An 18381-nucleotide genomic window follows, 5' to 3' on the forward strand; every position below is an offset into this window, starting at 1 on the left:
TAGATTACCCTGTTGTATTGTTCATACTGTCGGCGATCGGAAGTTGGGGTGCGTGATAAAAAGAGGTCGACTGCACCAGTTTGCTTGTTCTTCAGACCGATTAACGTATGTCCAGAATTGGCATCGGTCAGATCGGTAAAGTTGACCGTAATGGATTTACCGCAGGTCAAAGTGTACGTGGCAAGGTCATTGCCTAATTTCACTTCTTTCGCAAAAACCGAGAAGGAAGCCATAAGAAGAAAAACGGGTAGTACACTGGTTTTTTTTAGATTCATTTTCTTAGCCTAACTCACGTTTAACCACGAATAACGTCACCTGGTGACCTGTACTTTCTAAAAATTGCTGGTTTGCCCTTTTTATTACATCAACGACTAACACAAAAAAGTAAGGAGCGACTCGGCATAGAGAATGCTTCGCTTCCATGTGAATGAAAAAGCAGATGAGCTTTATTACCGAAACCTAAAGGGTTGAGGTAATCTAGTAGAAATTAAGATTTTAAAAGCAAAGAAACGTGCTTTACATCATCCATTAACATCAACTTTTTACATTACAGCTAGTTCTAAGCGTAGAAGTTTTCACGCGAAAATCAACACAAGCAAAGCACCACTACGAGCCTGCCTACATTTTGTAGCTCTGTAATTTTGGCGAGTATATACCAGGCCTATACGAAAATTAAAGTCCATTATTTTCAAAAACTAATATTTGTCCGTGCCAAAATCTGTTGGGGTAAGATTCTGATTTTTAGAAAATGGTTTCTCTTTCTTTATGTTTGCACCCATCCCTAAGCAATAGGACTATAGACACCTAGGAAACCTCCTAATAAATATCCTATAAAAGAGTTGAAATCCTAAAGACGGCTTCTTAGACAATGAGATAACTTACAACATGATCAGGTTGAATTCTTACTCTTTAACTATGCAGGATGCAAAATGTTAAAAAATAGCAATGGACTCGTGAGTATTTTTATACTCACTCAAAATCAATTTCTTAAACTGGGATTAGAGTCAATCATTAAAGAAGTCTTTTCAAAATGTGATAGAGATAACGTTTCTTATAATATATATGAAATCATTAATCTTAATGATCTTACAATAAAGATGTTGCGGGTAGGAGGGAAATCAATCGTGTTCTTTGATTCAGATGGTTTCTTTTTCCATGACCGTCTTGAAATGGTCAATAAAATCAACGATACCAATTTGCAGTTTGAGTCCGTGTTTCTATGCGATGGCTCTGAATATAATAAAATGAGCCATTTTTATAATTTACTCTTTAAAACAGTATTAAATAAATCCATTCCATTGCGACATACCATCATGGATATTGAGGGTGTAATTCTTAAAATGGTCGGCACCAGGGATTTTGAGCTCAGACAAGATGTTTTGCCAGAAATTTGTACACCTTTTTTAAGGTTAACAACACGTGAAGCTAACGTATTGAAAAATATATTCAAGGGAAAGAATACCAGGGAAATAGCTAATAACTTGTATATTAGTGAGAAAACCGTGCTTGCACATCGTTCAAGAATCTATTCAAAATTTAGCGTACACTCTTTAAGTGAACTGTATTTTTTCATCAGGAACAGTACGCATATCAAAAACTTATAGCATTATTATTGGAGACTGAAAATGGGAAAGCTATAAAATTAGTTTTAATTTTGTTTACTTCTATATTGGTCAGTGCGCAAGTCATTGCATCAAGAGGAGCAGCAGATTGGTTACTGAAAGAATCAGGAAAAAATAGCGCGATTGAAAAGAAAAAATCATTTTATTTCGACAATGATAATGAGATTGTTTACCCGAAACTTGCCGATATCGTTGAGCCTGTCAACTGCGAAAAAGCGTTCCCGGACGGTAGTAGCAAACTTCATTCAATATCTGATAAACAATATCGTAAGCTAACACAAAAAAATGAAGCATTACGCAATGCACAAAAATGGAATGCTAAAAAAAGTGTTAAGGCAGTCATTGCTATTCCTTTTACCAGTGAGCAATATGAAATTCAGTTTCTAACACCCTACGCACAGAAGGATTTACAAGCGGAAGAGGCTTTTGTGAATGTTTCACAAAAAATCACCATCCAATCCTGTTTAAAATTCAGAGACACATTGATTTATTGGTTCTAAGGGTAAAACAGAAAAGCATATTCGCCTGAGTCAAACATCTTTTTTAATGAGGTGATGATGAATATTGATCTTGCCATTTTTTTGATTACCTCTTTAGCTCTTTTAATATTTGTTATTTTTGTAATCAGAAAAGCCATAGTGCAATTTAAGAAGAAACGTGCCATTACAATAAAATTAAAGTAATGGCATTTTTATACGACTGCTAGAAAATCAATCAGCTAATGTCATAAGATGGCTGATAATGTTTTTTAATACAGGGTTATCTTTTGCAGATTTCAGAATATTTGCATAAATAGTAATAGCATGACCATTTACAACATCGGTCTCTAATACTTTTATATTATACATTTGTGAATAGTAATCAATTAGCGGCGCGGGCATAAAGCACACAGCATTCGAGTGTGAGACTAACATCAGCATTGTATCGTAGGAGGAGACACGAATCCTCCTTGATAAGCTGCTAATCCCATCAAAATAAAAGACATATTTTTCTAAATCTATCTCTGGCGAATCCTTCGGAAGTACATATGCAACAAGTTTTTCTTTTTTAAGCATTTCCAGTGTGACTTTGCCCTGCAAGCGAGGATGATTCACCTGACACACTGCATACATATTTTTTAGGATGATCTGGTACTCTATAATAGAACTATCAACGGCTAAAGAAGTACCAATATCTATATCAATTTGTTTTCTGCGCAACGCCTCAATTCTAGTCTCAGTGTCATTGCTGAAGTTATTAAATTCAAAAATAGCATTTTGAACTTCAGCTCCCTCATCGTTCATGAATTTCCATGCCAACCAATTTTCAAGCACCGAGTTAGTTCTGATCCGGAAGAAATTTTTATCCGGAGAAGATAATTTTCTATCCGTTGAAGCTGGCTCTATCAAATTGAGGGCTGGGGAAAAGTGCTTGTAAAGATCTAATGCCAAACTTGTCGGTTGCATCCCATTTTTAGTACGCATCATTATTGGATCTGAATAATGGTCACGAAGTTTATTCAATGCATAGCTGACCGATGAAACGCCCATTCCTAAGCGAATACCAGTCTCTGTGACATTTTTGTTTTCAACCAATGCACATAGGACTCTTAACAAATTTAGATCTAGTTTTCTATTCATCATGTTAACTTTTTGTTGACTTGTTATCATAAATTATAGTCCATTTTCTACTTATCCGAATTGGCTTTCTTATTCATTGTCGTTGTTAGTAGGAATCCTAAATGCGAATATAGCTCATCGGAATAAACCAGTAATATTCTTAAGACTTTAACCCAACAAAAGAGTTGAATTCTTAAATACAGGCCTATATTCAATAAGGTAATATTTCTGCTAATAAAACTGTTTCTTTTGGTTGTGTCATAACGAATGGAGGGCATCTTCAAAGACAATAAATTAATTAATCAACATCTTACTCAAAATCCACGCGCGATCTATTTAGAGTGGGTTTATATAATATTATGCATCAATGCTTTAGTTAATATCAGATCTGGCTGTAATTAATATCAGACCAACCTGAAATTAATAATCGTTAAGCAAACGGAAATTTGTATTTATTCAAACCCAAGAACGGGGAATTAACATGAAAAAGCTCGCTATCGTTACCAGTATTATTTCTGCTCTCTCTTTAATCAATGTTGCACAGGCTGGTCAAGAAATCCTGTTCCACGGTGAAATCACAGAAAGTACCTGTGAATCCTCTATCGCTGGTGGGAGTGACGTGACACTGCCGACTGTTTCTTCTACCTCTCTGGACGGTGCGGTAGGTGCTACAGCTGGCCGTACGCAGTTCGTTATTGATGTCACTGGCTGCACATTGGTTGCAGGCAAAACCAAAGTAGCTGCCTACTTCAATGCCAGCTCCAATGGTTCAGCCAACGTAGACAGTACGACTGGTTACCTGACGAACCTTTCCGAAGGTGCAACTGGCGGTGCAGAAGGTGTAATGCTGCAATTGGTGGATGGTACTTCACTGGCACCAATTAAAGTGGGTTACGCATCTCAGAGCACTGATAGTGGTACAGGCTTCCAGACTGTTGTGGGTTCACCGAACGGTACAGCGCGTCTGAACTATTTCGTGGAATACGTGAAAGCAGCTACGACCGTTGGAGCCGGTACTGTTGAAGGCAAAGTAATTTACGACCTGATGTATAAATAAATCTTTATCCATAGGGGTAAGCCATTGCCCCTGCTTCACTCATTTGGAATCAATATGCTTATGCGTCATTACGCGAGAAAAACCGCCATAATGTGTTTTATTGGGGCGATTTTAGGATGGGCCAATTATGTATCCGCAGGAGTTGTTATTGGCTCAACCCGAGTTATTTACCGTGAAAGTAAAGATGAAGTTACGGTAAAATTGACCAATAACAACCCATCTCCTGTATTAGTACAGAGCTGGATTGATAAAGGTGATGAACATATTTCGCCTGAAAAACTTTCCGTGCCATTTATTTTAACACCACCTATTAACAGAATGGATTCTGGGAAAGGACAAACCTTACGTATTACTTATATTGGGACGCCTGCACTGCCAACAGATAAAGAATCTGTATATTGGTTAAATGTACTTGAGGTTCCTGCCAAACAAAAAAGTGTTCAGGATAAAAGTCGGCTTAATATAGCATTTCGTACGCGAATAAAAATTTTCTACCGTCCAGATGGATTAGCAGGTAATGCAAACAGCGCACCAAAAGATCTAGTCTGGAAAATTCGTGATGGTGCTTTGTTGGTGATTAACCCAACGCCATATAATGTGACACTAGGAATGATTTATTACAAAAATAACGGTAAAAATCATGAAATGGAAGGAGATATGTTATCCCCAGGTGGCACACAGACATACAAATTTAAAGACCTTGCTGGAGTGAGTAATCTCTCTCAGTTGAGTTATACCGCTATTAATGACTATGGTGCCTTTGTAAAATACAATGCGAATGGCCATTAATTTTCCTTATTAGCTTTAATGGATTAAAGCTTGATTTACGAGTGAGAGAGAAGGTCGCCAACATGAAAATAATAAAAATTAAAAATAAAGAGCTAACGCGTCATAATAGCTTAACCCCGATTATTATTCTCTGTTTGGCAACATTTCCCGTGCGTGCAAATGAACCAGTCACAGAAGATACCCAACCTGTAACTGACAGCGTTGAATTTGAGTCTGATCTAATGCGTATGGACAGTAACGCTAAGATCGATCTTTCCCGTTTTTCAAAAGGCTCAAGCGGTACACCTGGTGTTTACCGTTTAAGTATCATCGTTAATAATACCGAAGTTGGGGTCGATAACGTTGAGCTAAAGGAAGCAGCAGATAAATCCGTCTACCCATGTTTGACGGCCAAAATACTCCAGTTAATCAACTTTAACCAATCACAGCTTTCACCAGAAGCAGTGGCAATGGTTTCTGGAAAAGTCGCCTGCGCGAACCTCCAGAGCGTTATTCCAGACGCTAAAGTTCAGTTTGATAGCAATGAGCAACAGCTCAATATCTCTATCCCACAAATTTACGTTAACCGCATCTCCAGCGGCACGGTTGACCCTGCTCTGTGGGATAGTGGAATCCCAGCCGGCCTATTAAGCTATTATCTCAACGGCTATGATTCTAAATTTGGTACTAACAGCAGCCGTACTTTTTATGCGGGCCTGAACGGCGGCCTGAATATTGGCGCCTGGTACCTGCGTCATAATGGGTCTTATAACTGGCAGCAAGATCAGGGCAGTCAATACAACACCATAAATACCTACCTGCAGCGCGATGTTGAAGCTTTGCGTGGGCGTGTCGTACTTGGGCAATCCAATACCAGCGGCCAGCTTTTCGACTCTTTACCATTTACCGGTGCACGCGTTGAAAGTGATGACAGCATGCTGCCAGATTCACAACGTGGCTATGCGCCTGAAATTCGCGGTATTGCGAAAACCAATGCCAAAGTCATTGTGAAACAGATGGGTCAAATCATTTATGAAACCACTGTCACACCTGGCGCCTTCCTGATTAACGATCTCTACCCAACCGGTTACGGTGGCGATCTGGATATCACTATTCAGGAAGCTGATGGCACGGTACAAAACTATTCGATGCCTTATGCTTCAGTTGCACAGCTATTGCGTCCTGGTTCACACCATTTTAGCTTAACAGTGGGCAAGCTACGCGATTCCAATATTTCTGATAAGCCGATGTTATATGAGGCAACTTATCAGCGCGGGCTATCTAACTCAGTTACGGGTTATGCGGGTGTACAGGCGAGTGAAAACTATCAGGCCGCACAGATTGGTACCGCATTAAGTACGCTGCTGGGCGCATTTGGTGTCGACATCACGCAATCTTTTAGCAAAATTGGTGAATATCAAGACCAACCTTCTTCTCTCTCAGGGCAAAGTTATCGGGCGAGTTACAGTAAACTCGTTACCGAGACTAACAGTAACATTACATTGGCCGCATACCGCTTCTCCAGTAGCGGATACATGGACTATATGACCACAATGCTGGCTCGTGACAACGTCAAAAGTGGCCAGTCAGGCACGGGTATTATGCGTTCCAAAAACCGTTTTGCGGTCTCCGCAAGCCAGGGATTAGCTGAAGGTTGGGGAAACTTTTACGCCAGTGCATCAGTAGAGAACTACTGGAATAACGATAAATATAATAAACAGTATCAGTTAGGCTATTCGAATGTTTTTAAAAGGGTGAACTACAGCATTAACGTAAGCCGTAGCCAAAATGCCTATGGCGCAGACCAAACGAGTTTTAACCTGAACTTCTCTTTCCCTCTGTGGGAAAACCGTGATGTGCGTTCTCCAACGGTAAGCCTGCGCTACAACCATGATAATAATGGCGGGCAAAATGAACAGGCTTCAATTGGCGGCGCATTAGGTGAGAACAACAAATATACCTATAACTTGAACGGATCGCATGATAGCCGTTCGGGTACTTCTGGCAGCGTGGGCGGTACTTGGCTTGGCAGCGTTGCTCAGATGAGCGGTACCTACAGCAAAGGGCCTGAATACCAAACTACCACTGTTGGTATGACTGGTTCGATGATTGCCCACTCGGGAGGTGTCACTCTTTCTCCTTATACCGGCGATACCTTTGCCCTGGTAGAAGCTAAAGGGGCAGAAGGTGCTAAAATTGGTACTTATGCCGGGACAAAAGTCGATTCATTTGGCTATGCCGTATTCCCTTCAATGCGGCCTTATCAGTTGAATGAAGTGTCGATAGATCCTGAAGGTTCTTCACAGGATGTGGAATTTGAAAATACCTCCCAGAAAGCAGTGCCTCGTGCCGGTGCTGTAGTTAAGGTTAAATTTAATACACGTACGGGTATTCCAGTGCTGATCACCTCTTTATTTAACGGTAACCCGCTGCCATTTGGTGCAGAGGTCTTCGATAAGCTGAATAACTATGTGGGTGCAGTAACACAGGGTGGGGTGATTTATGCCAAGGTTGCCGATATGAAAGGTACGCTGAGGGTAACATGGGGTAATGGTGCTGAATCGAGCTGTAAAGTGAATTATATTTTGGCACCGTTATCGACAGATAAAGCACAGAAAAAAATACCACAGCGCTTTGATACGCCTTGCATGTGAGTACACTTTTGTTTTAAGTGGCTGTTAAAATTATCCTTCATTTTGTCAAACCGTGATTTTTCCAAAAACCAGGACATCCCTCAAGATATGAAATTAAGGGGTCTGCCTGGAGGCGCAATGAGTTAATAAAAAATCTTTCAAGTATTTTAAAAGAAAATTATAAGCCGGAGCATAGATCAATAATTGTTCATTCCATGGAGTAACAGCGGCATATGATTAAATCATCATTTTTTCAATTTTAACGCTTTTGAAACCAAAAGTAATTAATTTTCCATTTTTTGAAGGCAATATATATGAAATGCTTTCTCAAATCATCAGGTAAGAGGTATTTATGAAGGTGTTTTACATGTGCCTGGATAACATAATAAAGAATATAAATAAATTTACACACCATATTATTATCATTGTAACAGCAATGTTACCAGTGATATTTATGAGTAATTCATTTGCATAGGCGATAAATTGTACTGGAGCATATACCAGTGTAGGTGGGGACTTTACTATTCCATCTGTAAATATTACTGCACCCAATAATGGTGAATCTAATCAATTATTATATACGGTAAATAATGCATCCATCCAGAATGCTTACACCGATTGCAGAACAGGAGGTTTTTGTAAACACAGCAACTACATTAACGGATATACCGCTTATCCCACCAATATCAAAGGGCTTGGGGTATCCATTAATGAAAGTATTTCGGGCAGTAACAAACCCGTTCCTGTTTGTCTGGAGTATATTGATACCGTAACACGATACAATAATATGCCAACAGGAATACGTGTTACTTACAAGCTCTGGAGAACCCCAAGGGTAATTCCACCTATCGGTTCGACACAAATCACCTCTGTAACAGCAGTTGCTACTCTAGGCTAACGATCCCTCGAATGTGATGGGAACTTGCCCACCAGGGGGCGTCAAAATGCCGAATAGTGATTTTTGTAAAGTTATTTCCCGTAGAATAACCTTTACAGCATTATTCGAGCTAGGCACATGTGAACTTTGAAACCCCAACCAGACGGTAGAAATGGGTACTTATCACTACAGCCCCGCTGAAAAAGCAGGCCCTTGGGTTGATGCAGGCTTTCAACTGAAGTGCCCGCAAGCCTGGGGATACGGTGGCTCGACAACTAATTCGACTACTCCGTATGATGCAAGCAATGGCTCCAGAGTTAATAACAATGGAAACCAACCCATTAAAATTAAAGTCACACCTTTAAACCCTAGTGTGGACCCTCTGCAAGGTATCTTTCAACTGAACAGCGGGGGTGCTGAAGGGTATGATTTACAGCTTGCCTGGGGAGATCCTGCAAGTCAGGGAAATATACCTGCAAAACCTGTACAACTTGGCTCATGGATTAATGCAAACACCGTTAACAGAAATTATAGCAATAGTGCTTATGCAATTGGTGCAAATGCTATCCCCACTGGTGCCGATGAGAAAATTAAAATGTCCGCCCGCTACATTCGTAACTCACAAGATATGAAACCAGGGGTTGCCAATTCCAGCGTTGAAGTAATAGCAACTTATAATTAAGACATTGTTAGTGCGCAATTTTAATATTTTGCGCACTAACAACAATTGGTTGTCCATTTTTTGAATGCAACAAATAAAACTTAATGACCAGAAATAATAGCCTACAATTTAGGCCAGAGCTCAAAATTGTAGCCGCTCAGTTAATCCTTGCTCAGCTTTACACCGCTGCAACCATAGCAATGACAGCTCGAAATCGATAAAAACAAGAACTAAAAATAGCGGCACAACTTTTTTATCAATCCACACTCACTAAATCCTGCGCGCAAGCCCAGGCTGAACTCCATGCCCACTGGAAGTTATATCCACCTAACCAGCCGCTTACGTCCATCACTTCACCGATAAAGTACAAACCCGGCATTTTGCGTGCTTCCATTGTGCGTGAGCTAAGTTCATTGGTATCAACACCCCCTAACGTCACTTCTGCAGTACGATAACCTTCGGTACCGTTGGGTTGAACGCGCCAGTTTTGCAACGTTTCGATTAAATCGCTTTGTTGACGCACATTAAGTTGTTTAAGCGTCACGTCAGGAATTTGCTCAAGAAGCTGCAAACACTCAACCAGGCGTTTTGGTAACACCATCGCCAGTGTGTTTTTCAGGCTTTGATTTGGATGGGCGTTACGCTGCTCATTGAGAAGCTCATCCAAATCGGTATTAGGAAGTAAGTTAACGCTCACAAACTCACCAGGCTGCCAATAGCTAGAAAGCTGCAAAACCGCCGGGCCAGATAATCCACGATGGGTAAACAGCAAACTCTCACGGAAGCTGACACCATTTTCGGCAGTAATCACTGACGGAACGGATACACCCGAAAGCACCTGGAGCTGTTCGAGAAGTGGTTTATGCAAAGTAAACGGTACCAGGCCCGCACGAGTAGGGAGAACTTTTAGCCCAAACTGCTCTGCAATTTTATAGCCAAACGGTGTTGCCCCAAGACCTGGCATAGAAAGACCACCCGTTGCGATGACTAATTTTGCCGCTTGCACGCTGTCGCCATTTAATTCAATGGTGTAGCCATTTTCATCATGTTCTATAGATAATACTTCGCTACGCAGGCGTGTGGTGACATGCCCTTTTTCACATTCCGCAATTAACATGTCGACGATTTGCTGTGCTGAGTCATCGCAGAAAAGTTGGCCAAGGGTCTTCTCATGCCATGCGATGCCATGTTTACCGACCATGTCGATAAAATCCCACTGGGTATAACGCGCCAGGGCAGATTTGCAAAAATGAGGGTTTTGGCTGAGATATGCTGCAGGTTCGATATAAAGATTAGTAAAGTTGCAGCGACCTCCACCTGACATCAGGATTTTACGGCCTGGTTTTTTACCGTTATCAATAAGCAGCACTTTGCTACCTGCCTGCCCAGCCATCGCTGCACAGAACATTCCTGCGGCACCTGCACCAATAATAACGGCATCAAACTTTCCCACGACCTACTCCCGACTATGCTTAATGCAAGGAATTGTAAAGATAGCGGCCTGGTCGCACCAGCTAAATGCTTCTTAACAATTGCAGGTGATTGAAAATAAATATGTAAATCTTTTCACTGTTTGACCGAAGAAGGACAAACATCAAGAAAAGTCCATATTTCTGTTGGCGCATTACGGAGTTGTCTTACATAATGCGCCGCGTTCATGTCCTCAAAATGGCGTAACGTCTATGGAATTTCTGTTTAATGGCCTGGATATGCATACCGGGCTTTTGTTATTACTTGCTCTGGCGTTTGTTCTCTTCTACGAAGCGATCAATGGCTTTCATGACACTGCTAACGCAGTGGCAACCGTTATCTATACACGTGCAATGCGATCGCAACTTGCGGTGGCAATGGCGGCATTATTTAACTTCCTCGGCGTTCTGCTCGGTGGATTGAGTGTTGCGTATGCGATTGTGCATATGTTGCCAACCGATCTGCTGTTGAACGTAGGGTCCGCACATGGCTTAGCCATGGTGTTCTCTATGTTACTGGCCGCTATCATCTGGAACCTCGGCACCTGGTATTTTGGTCTGCCGGCATCCAGCTCCCATACGCTTATCGGTGCCATCATTGGTATTGGTTTGACGAACGCACTGATGACCGGAACCTCGGTAGTTGATGCGCTGAACATCCCGAAAGTTATTGGGATTTTCATGTCGTTAATCCTCTCTCCACTGGTCGGTCTGGTGATTGCGGGCGGGTTAATCTTTTTGCTACGTCGCTACTGGAGCGGCACCAAAAAGCGCCGCCGTATCCACCTGACACCTGCCGAACGTGAAAAACAAGACGGCAAGAAAAAGCCTCCATTCTGGACTCGTATCGCTCTGATTATCTCCGCTATTGGCGTGAGCTTCTCTCATGGTGCGAACGATGGTCAGAAAGGTATCGGCTTGATCATGCTGGTGCTGATTGGTGTAGCGCCTGCAGGCTTTGTGGTGAACATGAATGCTTCTGGATACGATATTGCTCGTACCCGTGATGCCATCACCCACCTTGAGCAGTACTACGCGCAGCACGGCGATGTGATTAAGCATGTAGTTGATCTCAACCCTGCTATCCCGACTCCTGAAGAAATACAGGGCCAGGATAAACCTGCTGAGTTCCATTGCGATGCAAGCCGCGCCATGATTGCGGTACAGCGTGCAAAAGAGCTGCTGGGTAATATCGACAGCTACGACAAGCTGAGCATCGAGCAGCGTAGCCATATGCGCCGCCTGCTGCTTTGCATCTCAGATACTTCAGAGAAAGTAGCAAATCTGCCGGAAACCAAACCGGACGATAAGCGCTTCCTGAAAGAGCTGAAAACTGACCTGCTGTACACCATCGAGTACGCACCAATCTGGATTATCATGGCGGTTGCTCTGGCACTCGGCCTCGGTACTATGATTGGCTGGCGTCGTGTGGCGACAACTATCGGTGAGAAGATTGGTAAGAAAGGCATGACGTATGCGCAGGGTATGTCCGCGCAGATGACAGCCGCCGTCTCCATCGGTATTGCGAGCTACACCGGTATGCCGGTTTCTACCACTCACGTGCTTTCTTCTTCCGTAGCGGGGACGATGGTTGTTGATGGTGGCGGTTTGCAGCGTAAAACGGTAACCAACATCCTGATGGCCTGGGTGTTCACTTTGCCGGTGTCGATTCTGCTTTCCGGTAGCTTGTACTGGATTTCACTGCACTTCATCTAAGGGTTGTGTCGGATGTAGCTTCGCTTATCCGACCGACAAACCAATAAATTCGTAGGGTGGATAAGCTTTAGCGTCATCCACCAAAACGACAAAAAGCGGGTCAGTTTACTGGCCCGCTTTTTTTATGTGCTCAAACTGTTAGTGCCAAATCATCAAACCGATAAGACTAATCACCACAAGTCCACATAGCGCGCTGGTCAAAATAAACTGGCGGCGTAGACGTTCACAGCGGCGAATAAACTCATCATCATGATGGTCAAGATATCGCTGGGCATAGATATAACTCACTAAGCGAATCTGTTTGCTGGGCTGGCCATGAGCGGTAAAAAAACCACCTCCATCGACGTATTGATACAACAACGGATCGCATCCGCGTAATACCACCAGCAGCGCACGCAAAGATGAGTAATAGCGCGCCATATTCACAACACAAACTACACAAAGCGCCCAGAAAAGCGCGACGGTGCTGATCATCATAATTCCCCTCCCGGTGAAGCCCCAGAACATCACTCCAGGGCAACCGCTCACCCCGAAAACCAGAAAGACCGTTTAGCGAGCCCAAAAAGCCGATCCGGCTCACATAACTATACCCAATGGATTTCGAGTTGCAGGCAGGCGGCAGGAGAATGAGTCCCGATAAGCTTACACTGGTAAGCGATTCGGGCGATTGAACGTTGCCAACGCACATGCAACTTGAAAGACGGCGGATATATTCCGGAACGGCTTATTTAATAGTGTAGGAGATCCGCTAATTTTTTTGCCACATCATTAATCTTTATCAAAACGATAACGGCTATTTGGGGCTTCAATGTATACAACGGTGGCACATTGACGATTTCTATCATTCGCTATAGGGTAGAAATATCATCTACAATTTAGGTCGTTACACTCGGGTAGCACCGCTGAAGTGTATAGTGTTTCCCGACCAGGCTGGTCATCGACAACTTATGGAAGGAGTAAAATTATGGCTTACAAACACATTTTGATCGCGGTAGACCTCTCCCCGGAGAGCAAAGTACTGGTGGAAAAAGCAGTTTCTATGGCTCGCCCATACAACGCGAAGGTTTCCCTGATTCATGTTGATGTAAATTACTCCGATCTCTATACCGGACTGATTGATGTAAATCTGGGCGATATGCAGAAGCGTATTTCTGAAGAAACCCACCACGCGTTAAGCGAACTGTCTACTGGCGCAGGTTATCCGATTACTGAAACGCTGAGCGGTAGCGGCGATCTGGGCCAGGTTCTGGTAGATGCCATTAAGAAATACGACATGGATTTGGTAGTTTGCGGTCATCACCAGGATTTCTGGAGCAAACTGATGTCTTCCGCACGTCAGCTGATCAACACCGTCCACGTGGATATGTTGATTGTTCCATTGCGTGACGAAGACGAAGATTAAGGTTTAACGAACATGATGAGGCCCCGCAAATTACGGGGCTTTTTCGTATTTATCAGTAGCCATTTATTAAAAAATCAACAGCATCCCGAAGCTTGTGCCTTTCAGGGCTTAAATCCTGAATGGGATAGCCCAGCTCTTTGGCAGGGATACCTGCCATCATATGGGTCAATGCCACACAGCTTTGCCCCGCAATCATGACCACAGGGCAAACTTTTTTGGGCGGAGTCACACCATTTTCTCTCAAACCCGTAACAGGGATCACCAGAGCATGGTTCAGCACATTCGCAACTGGATGCTGCATATTGATCAGATAAGGGTAAGTTAACCGATCCCCACCGTTGTTCTCATAAGCAATAAATTGTTCCATCAGAACGACCTGTGAAAATCGCTAAACGATCCATTTTCTTCCGCAAATTTGTTGAGAGCATCAATTCCCTCTCGGTTTTCTTCATACCAGCCAACAGCTTTATTTTCATGATGCTTTTCTAACAAAACATCAGTTGGTCGCGCAGATATTTGGATTTCTACTTCCCTTTTACCAGTCATAGTGTTCTCCCTAAAATTAACAGTCATAACTCAATTTTAGAACATTGCAATACTGAGTGGTTTTACTTAGATGCTGAATTGGGAAGAGATTGTACTTTCTGTGTGGAAATTAAAAGAATGAAGTCCATGTTCTTCGAGGGCTCTCGTGAAAAAGTTATGCACAAAACAACCGTGATAATTTTTTTTGCGAGAGCCCCCACAATGCATGAGTTTAGTTACTCAGCCGTACCCGAATAAATATCAAAACGGTGGCCTTTGGTGACTACAGCGTTATGCGTTTCCACGCCGCCAAGCGGTGGCGCGTAGTCAGGGCGTTTTACCACCACGCGTTTGGTTGCCAGTTTTTGCGCAGGCAACAGCAGACCATCTGCATCTTCATCCGGCCCCACCAGCGACTGAAACACACGCATTTCCTTCTTCACCAGCGCGCTTTTCTGCTTATGCGGGAACATCGGGTCGAGATAGACCACTTCTGGGCGCGGTGTAATATCGCTTAACGCCGTCAGGCTAGATGCATGAATCAGTTGCAAACGTTCCTGCAACCACCCGCCAATTTCCGCATCCTGGTAACCACGGCGCAAGCCGTCGTCAAGCAGTGCCGCAACCACCGGGTTACGCTCCAGCATTCGCACTCGGCAGCCTACAGACGCCAGCACAAACGCATCGCGCCCAAGCCCTGCCGTCGCGTCGACCACATCCGGCAGATAACCACTTTTGATGCCAACTGCTTTTGCCACCGCTTCGCCACGCCCGCCGCCAAACTTACGGCGATGCGCCATCGCGCCCGAGACAAAATCGACAAAAATGCCGCCGAGTTTTGGCTCGTCACGCTTACGCAATTCCAGGTGTTCCGGCGTCAAAACCAATGCCATCAGGGAATCTTCGTCGTGCGTCAAACCCCAACGTTCACTCAAAAGTGATAAGGCGCCGGGTTCGGCGCCTGATTCAGTCAATAAACAGATTTTCACGGAATGAATTAGCCCTTGATGCCGTAATGAGCAAGCATCGCGTCGAGCTGAGGCTCACGGCCACGGAAGCGTTTGAACAGCTCCATTGGTTCTTCAGAACCGCCACGGGTCAGAATATTATCCAGGAATGACTGTCCGGTTTCGCGGTTGAAAATACCCTCTTCTTCAAAACGCGAGAACGCATCGGCTGCCAGCACATCGGCCCATAAGTAGCTGTAGTAACCCGCGGCATACCCACCTGCAAAGATGTGGCTGAAGGCGTGTGGGAAACGGCCCCATTTTGGCGATGGCACAACCGCAACCAGCTTCTTGATCTCATACAGAGTATCCAGCACTTTCGCGCCTTGCTCCGGGTTGAATTCAGCATGTAAACGGAAGTCGAACAGGCCGAACTCGAGCTGGCGCAGAATAAACAGTGCTGCCTGGTAGTTTTTCGCCGCCAGCATTTTATCCAGCAACTCTTTTGGCAACGGCTCGCCCGTTTCAAAATGGCCAGAGATAAACGCCAGTGCATCCGGCTCCCAGCACCAGTTTTCCATAAACTGGCTTGGCAGTTCGACCGCATCCCACGGCACGCCGTTGATACCGGAAACGCCCGCAGTTTCAACTTTAGTCAGCATGTGGTGCAAACCGTGGCCAAACTCATGGAACAGGGTGATCACTTCGTCATGAGTAAACAGCGCAGGTTTGCCATTTACAGGGCGGTTAAAGTTACAGGTCAGGTAGGCGACTGGTTTTTGCAGCGAACCGTCCGCTTTACGCATCTGGCCTACACAGTCGTCCATCCACGCCCCACCACGCTTGTTTTCACGGGCATACAGGTCGAGGTAGAAGCTACCGCGCAATTCGCCTTTTTCGTCATACAGTTCGAAGAAACGCACATCAGAATGCCAGACGTCGATGTCTTTGCGCTCTTTTGCGGTGATGCCGTAAATGCGTTTCACCACTTCAAACAGGCCGTTGACCGCGCGATCTTCCGGGAAGTATGGGCGTAGTTGCTCGTCGCTGATGCTGTACAGATGCTGTTTCTGTTTTTCGCTGTAATACGTGATATCCCACGGCTCCAGCTCATCAACATTGAACTCTTTTTTGGTAAACGCACGCAATTGCGCCAGTTCAGCTTCGCCCTGTGGACGCGCACGTTTCGCAAGATCGGTTAAGAACTCCAGGACCTGCTGCGGGTTTTCAGCCATTTTGGTGGCCAGTGATTTTTCCGCATAGTTGCCAAAGCCCAGCAGTTCCGCCAGTTCATGACGCAGTGCCAGAATCTCTTCCATTACCGGGGTGTTGTCCCACTTACCAGCATTTGGGCCTTGATCAGACGCGCGAGTGGCATAAGCACGATACATCTCTTCACGCAGTTCGCGGTTGTCACAGTAAGTAAGTACTGGCAAATAGCTTGGAATATCCAGCGTCAGCAGCCAGCCATCTTGTTCTTTGGCTTCTGCCTGAGCGCGAGCCGCCGCCAGCGCGCTTTCCGGCATCCCGGAAAGTTGTGCTTCATCGGTAATCAGTTTCGTCCAGCCCTGAGTCGCATCCAGCACGTTGTTGCTATAGGTCGAACCCAATTCAGACAAGCGCGCGGCGATTTCGCCATAACGCTTCTGTTTTTCTTCCGGCAAGCCAATACCAGAGAGCTCAAAATCACGCAGCGCGTTATCAACGGCCTTTTTCTCAGCAACGCTGAGATCGGCATAAAACGCGCCATCGCGCAGGTCGCGATACGCCTGATAGAGCCCTTCGTTCTGCCCAACCCAGGTGCTGTATTCAGACAGCAGCGGCAGCGTCTGCTCATAGGCTTCACGCAGCTCCGGGCTGTTTTGTACCGAATTCAGATGGCTGACAGGTGAGAAAATGCGGCCCAGACGGTCATCAACTTCAGCCAGCGGCTGGCAAAGATTTTCCCAGTTATAAGGCGCGCCCTGTGCCACCACGCTTTCGACTTTCGCACGGCAATCATCCAGCGCTTGCTGCACGGCTGGGACAATATGTTCAGGTTTGAGAGAGGAAAACGGCGGCAGGTCGAAAGGCGTTAACAATGGATTAGTCATAAGCGCGGTTCCTGATATCTGAGAAGTGGAGCGCGGCTGGCCGCGCTACAAAAGCTATACCCTTTAACATGAGGCTTAGTGTAGTTAATTTCAATGCCAGGCGGGGAGCATAAGGCTGTATACTGTGCAGAATAGTTGTTCTTCTTTTGCCTTTGGAAACCCCTCAAGCCATGCTCAGTTATCGTCACAGCTTTCACGCCGGCAACCATGCCGACGTACTGAAACATACCGTTCAAAGTCTGATTATTGAATCCTTAAAAGAGAAGGATAAGCCTTTTCTGTATCTGGATACTCATGCAGGCGCTGGCCGATACAAACTGAGCAGCGAACATGCTGAGCGCACGGGTGAATATCTCGAAGGGATCGGCCGCATCTGGCAACACGATGATTTGCCAGCGGAACTTGAGCCGTATATTAATGCGGTTAAAGCCTACAACCACAGCGGCCAACTGCGTTACTACCCAGGCTCCCCGCTGATTGCGCGCCAGCTTCTGCGCGAGCAAGACAGCCTGCAACTGACCGAACTGCATCCGTCCGATTTCCCGCTGCTGCGCTCTGAATTCCAGAAAGACAACCGCGCGCGCGTTGAACGCGCTGACGGTTACACCCAGTTAAAATCAAAACTGCCACCTGTTTCGCGTCGCGGTCTGATACTTATCGACCCGCCATATGAAATTAAAACCGACTACCAGGCGGTCGTCACGGGTATCAGCGAAGGCTACAAACGTTTTGCGACAGGCACTTACGCCCTGTGGTATCCGGTCGTTATGCGCCAGCAGATCAAACGTATGCTGCGTGAGCTGGAAGAGACCGGCATTCGCCGTATTTTGCAAATTGAGCTGGCGGTACTTCCGGATAGTGACCGCCGTGGTATGACTGCTTCTGGCATGATTGTTATCAACCCACCGTGGAAGCTGGAGCAGCAAATGGCTAATGTACTGCCTTGGCTGCATAAAACTCTGGTTCCGGCTGGCACCGGTTCAACCACATTAAGCTGGGTTGTGCCTGAGTAA

17 protein-coding genes are annotated in these 18381 nt (G+C 44.8%); 9 read left to right on the plus strand and 8 right to left on the minus strand.

Features of this window, described 5'->3' with window-relative positions; all coding sequences use genetic code 11:
* A partial coding sequence (locus tag M979_RS23640; RefSeq protein ID WP_209439637.1) for a hypothetical protein occupies positions 1 to 275 on the minus strand: 275 nt, incomplete at its 3' end.
* 654 nt (positions 276 to 929) lie between these two features.
* Here M979_RS23640 and M979_RS16930 point away from each other — a divergent pair.
* Complete coding sequence (locus M979_RS16930) at positions 930 to 1604, plus strand: helix-turn-helix transcriptional regulator (protein ID WP_034460555.1); 675 nt, start codon at positions 930 to 932, stop codon at positions 1602 to 1604.
* A gap of 8 nt (positions 1605 to 1612) precedes the next feature.
* Positions 1613 to 2122 carry a hypothetical protein gene (locus M979_RS16935; RefSeq protein WP_064555745.1) on the plus strand — a complete coding sequence of 170 codons (510 nt, stop codon included), beginning with the start codon at positions 1613 to 1615 and terminating at the stop codon, positions 2120 to 2122.
* Positions 2123 to 2332: 210 nt separating this feature from the next.
* On the opposite strand, the gene M979_RS16940 is transcribed toward M979_RS16935, so the two are convergent.
* Positions 2333 to 3271, minus strand: coding sequence for a LysR family transcriptional regulator (locus tag M979_RS16940; protein WP_083963939.1), 939 nt, complete (start codon positions 3269 to 3271; stop codon positions 2333 to 2335).
* Positions 3272 to 3701: 430 nt separating this feature from the next.
* Between M979_RS16940 and M979_RS16945 the strand changes: the two genes are divergently transcribed.
* From M979_RS16945 to M979_RS16960, 4 genes are all read left to right on the plus strand, one after another.
* Positions 3702 to 4277, plus strand: a complete 576-nt coding sequence (locus M979_RS16945; protein ID WP_064555747.1) for a fimbrial protein — start codon at positions 3702 to 3704, stop codon at positions 4275 to 4277.
* A gap of 54 nt (positions 4278 to 4331) precedes the next feature.
* Positions 4332 to 5066 carry a fimbrial biogenesis chaperone gene (locus M979_RS16950; RefSeq protein WP_157093265.1) on the plus strand — a complete coding sequence of 245 codons (735 nt, stop codon included), beginning with the start codon at positions 4332 to 4334 and terminating at the stop codon, positions 5064 to 5066.
* Between the two features lie 62 nt (positions 5067 to 5128).
* On the plus strand, positions 5129 to 7699 hold the full coding sequence (locus tag M979_RS16955) for a fimbria/pilus outer membrane usher protein (protein WP_064555749.1): 2571 nt from the start codon (positions 5129 to 5131) through the stop codon (positions 7697 to 7699).
* A gap of 1028 nt (positions 7700 to 8727) precedes the next feature.
* Positions 8728 to 9237 (plus strand): hypothetical protein, encoded by a 510-nt coding sequence (locus M979_RS16960; RefSeq protein WP_064555751.1) that lies wholly within the window; start codon positions 8728 to 8730, stop codon positions 9235 to 9237.
* A 235-nt stretch (positions 9238 to 9472) separates the two neighbouring features.
* On the opposite strand, the gene M979_RS16965 is transcribed toward M979_RS16960, so the two are convergent.
* Positions 9473 to 10669 carry a BaiN/RdsA family NAD(P)/FAD-dependent oxidoreductase gene (locus M979_RS16965; RefSeq protein ID WP_064555753.1) on the minus strand — a complete coding sequence of 399 codons (1197 nt, stop codon included), beginning with the start codon at positions 10667 to 10669 and terminating at the stop codon, positions 9473 to 9475.
* A gap of 229 nt (positions 10670 to 10898) precedes the next feature.
* On the opposite strand from M979_RS16965, the gene pitA reads away from it, so the two are divergent.
* Positions 10899 to 12401: an inorganic phosphate transporter PitA gene (gene pitA / locus M979_RS16970; protein ID WP_064555755.1), complete on the plus strand. Its 1503-nt coding sequence runs from the start codon at positions 10899 to 10901 to the stop codon at positions 12399 to 12401.
* A gap of 138 nt (positions 12402 to 12539) precedes the next feature.
* On the opposite strand, the gene uspB is transcribed toward pitA, so the two are convergent.
* Complete coding sequence (uspB, locus tag M979_RS16975) at positions 12540 to 12875, minus strand: universal stress protein UspB (RefSeq protein WP_034460561.1); 336 nt, start codon at positions 12873 to 12875, stop codon at positions 12540 to 12542.
* A gap of 490 nt (positions 12876 to 13365) precedes the next feature.
* Here uspB and uspA point away from each other — a divergent pair, with 490 nt between their 5' ends.
* Entirely contained in the window at positions 13366 to 13803 is a 438-nt protein-coding gene (gene uspA, locus M979_RS16980) for a universal stress protein UspA (RefSeq protein WP_034460563.1), read from the plus strand.
* Positions 13804 to 13855: 52 nt separating this feature from the next.
* Here the strand turns inward: uspA and M979_RS16985 are convergent, their stop codons facing one another.
* From M979_RS16985 to prlC, 4 genes are all read right to left on the minus strand, one after another.
* Positions 13856 to 14170 carry a CcdB family protein gene (locus M979_RS16985; protein WP_064555757.1) on the minus strand — a complete coding sequence of 105 codons (315 nt, stop codon included), beginning with the start codon at positions 14168 to 14170 and terminating at the stop codon, positions 13856 to 13858.
* The gene (locus M979_RS16990) at positions 14170 to 14349 is read right to left on the minus strand and encodes a type II toxin-antitoxin system CcdA family antitoxin (RefSeq protein WP_064555759.1); all 180 of its coding nucleotides are present in this window, start codon (positions 14347 to 14349) and stop codon (positions 14170 to 14172) included. Before M979_RS16990 ends, M979_RS16985 begins: the two co-directional genes overlap by 1 nt.
* 215 nt (positions 14350 to 14564) lie before the next feature.
* Positions 14565 to 15317 carry a 16S rRNA (guanine(1516)-N(2))-methyltransferase RsmJ gene (gene rsmJ, locus M979_RS16995; protein ID WP_064555761.1) on the minus strand — a complete coding sequence of 251 codons (753 nt, stop codon included), beginning with the start codon at positions 15315 to 15317 and terminating at the stop codon, positions 14565 to 14567.
* 8 nt (positions 15318 to 15325) lie between these two features.
* Positions 15326 to 17368 carry an oligopeptidase A gene (gene prlC, locus M979_RS17000; protein WP_034460566.1) on the minus strand — a complete coding sequence of 681 codons (2043 nt, stop codon included), beginning with the start codon at positions 17366 to 17368 and terminating at the stop codon, positions 15326 to 15328.
* Positions 17369 to 17538: 170 nt separating this feature from the next.
* Between prlC and M979_RS17005 the strand changes: the two genes are divergently transcribed.
* Entirely contained in the window at positions 17539 to 18381 is an 843-nt protein-coding gene (locus M979_RS17005; RefSeq protein WP_034460568.1) for a 23S rRNA (adenine(2030)-N(6))-methyltransferase RlmJ, read from the plus strand.

It is taken from the genome of Buttiauxella noackiae ATCC 51607 (assembly GCF_001654865.1).
GTDB classification, from domain to species: domain Bacteria; phylum Pseudomonadota; class Gammaproteobacteria; order Enterobacterales; family Enterobacteriaceae; genus Buttiauxella; species Buttiauxella noackiae.

What these genes read in the sequence shown, in the direction of transcription:
- M979_RS16930 (WP_034460555.1), top strand. Translation starts at nt 930, where the DNA reads ATGTTAAAAAATAGCAATGGACTCGTGAGTATTTTTATACTCACTCAA.
- M979_RS16940 (WP_083963939.1), bottom strand. Translation starts at nt 3,271, where the DNA reads ATGATAACAAGTCAACAAAAAGTTAACATGATGAATAGAAAACTAGAT.
- M979_RS16945 (WP_064555747.1), top strand. Translation starts at nt 3,702, where the DNA reads ATGAAAAAGCTCGCTATCGTTACCAGTATTATTTCTGCTCTCTCTTTA.
- M979_RS16950 (WP_157093265.1), top strand. Translation starts at nt 4,332, where the DNA reads ATGCTTATGCGTCATTACGCGAGAAAAACCGCCATAATGTGTTTTATT.
- M979_RS16955 (WP_064555749.1), top strand. Translation starts at nt 5,129, where the DNA reads ATGAAAATAATAAAAATTAAAAATAAAGAGCTAACGCGTCATAATAGC.
- M979_RS16960 (WP_064555751.1), top strand. Translation starts at nt 8,728, where the DNA reads ATGGGTACTTATCACTACAGCCCCGCTGAAAAAGCAGGCCCTTGGGTT.
- pitA (WP_064555755.1), top strand. Translation starts at nt 10,899, where the DNA reads ATGGAATTTCTGTTTAATGGCCTGGATATGCATACCGGGCTTTTGTTA.
- uspB (WP_034460561.1), bottom strand. Translation starts at nt 12,875, where the DNA reads ATGATCAGCACCGTCGCGCTTTTCTGGGCGCTTTGTGTAGTTTGTGTT.
- uspA (WP_034460563.1), top strand. Translation starts at nt 13,366, where the DNA reads ATGGCTTACAAACACATTTTGATCGCGGTAGACCTCTCCCCGGAGAGC.
- M979_RS16985 (WP_064555757.1), bottom strand. Translation starts at nt 14,170, where the DNA reads ATGGAACAATTTATTGCTTATGAGAACAACGGTGGGGATCGGTTAACT.
- M979_RS16990 (WP_064555759.1), bottom strand. Translation starts at nt 14,349, where the DNA reads ATGACTGGTAAAAGGGAAGTAGAAATCCAAATATCTGCGCGACCAACT.
- prlC (WP_034460566.1), bottom strand. Translation starts at nt 17,368, where the DNA reads ATGACTAATCCATTGTTAACGCCTTTCGACCTGCCGCCGTTTTCCTCT.
- M979_RS17005 (WP_034460568.1), top strand. Translation starts at nt 17,539, where the DNA reads ATGCTCAGTTATCGTCACAGCTTTCACGCCGGCAACCATGCCGACGTA.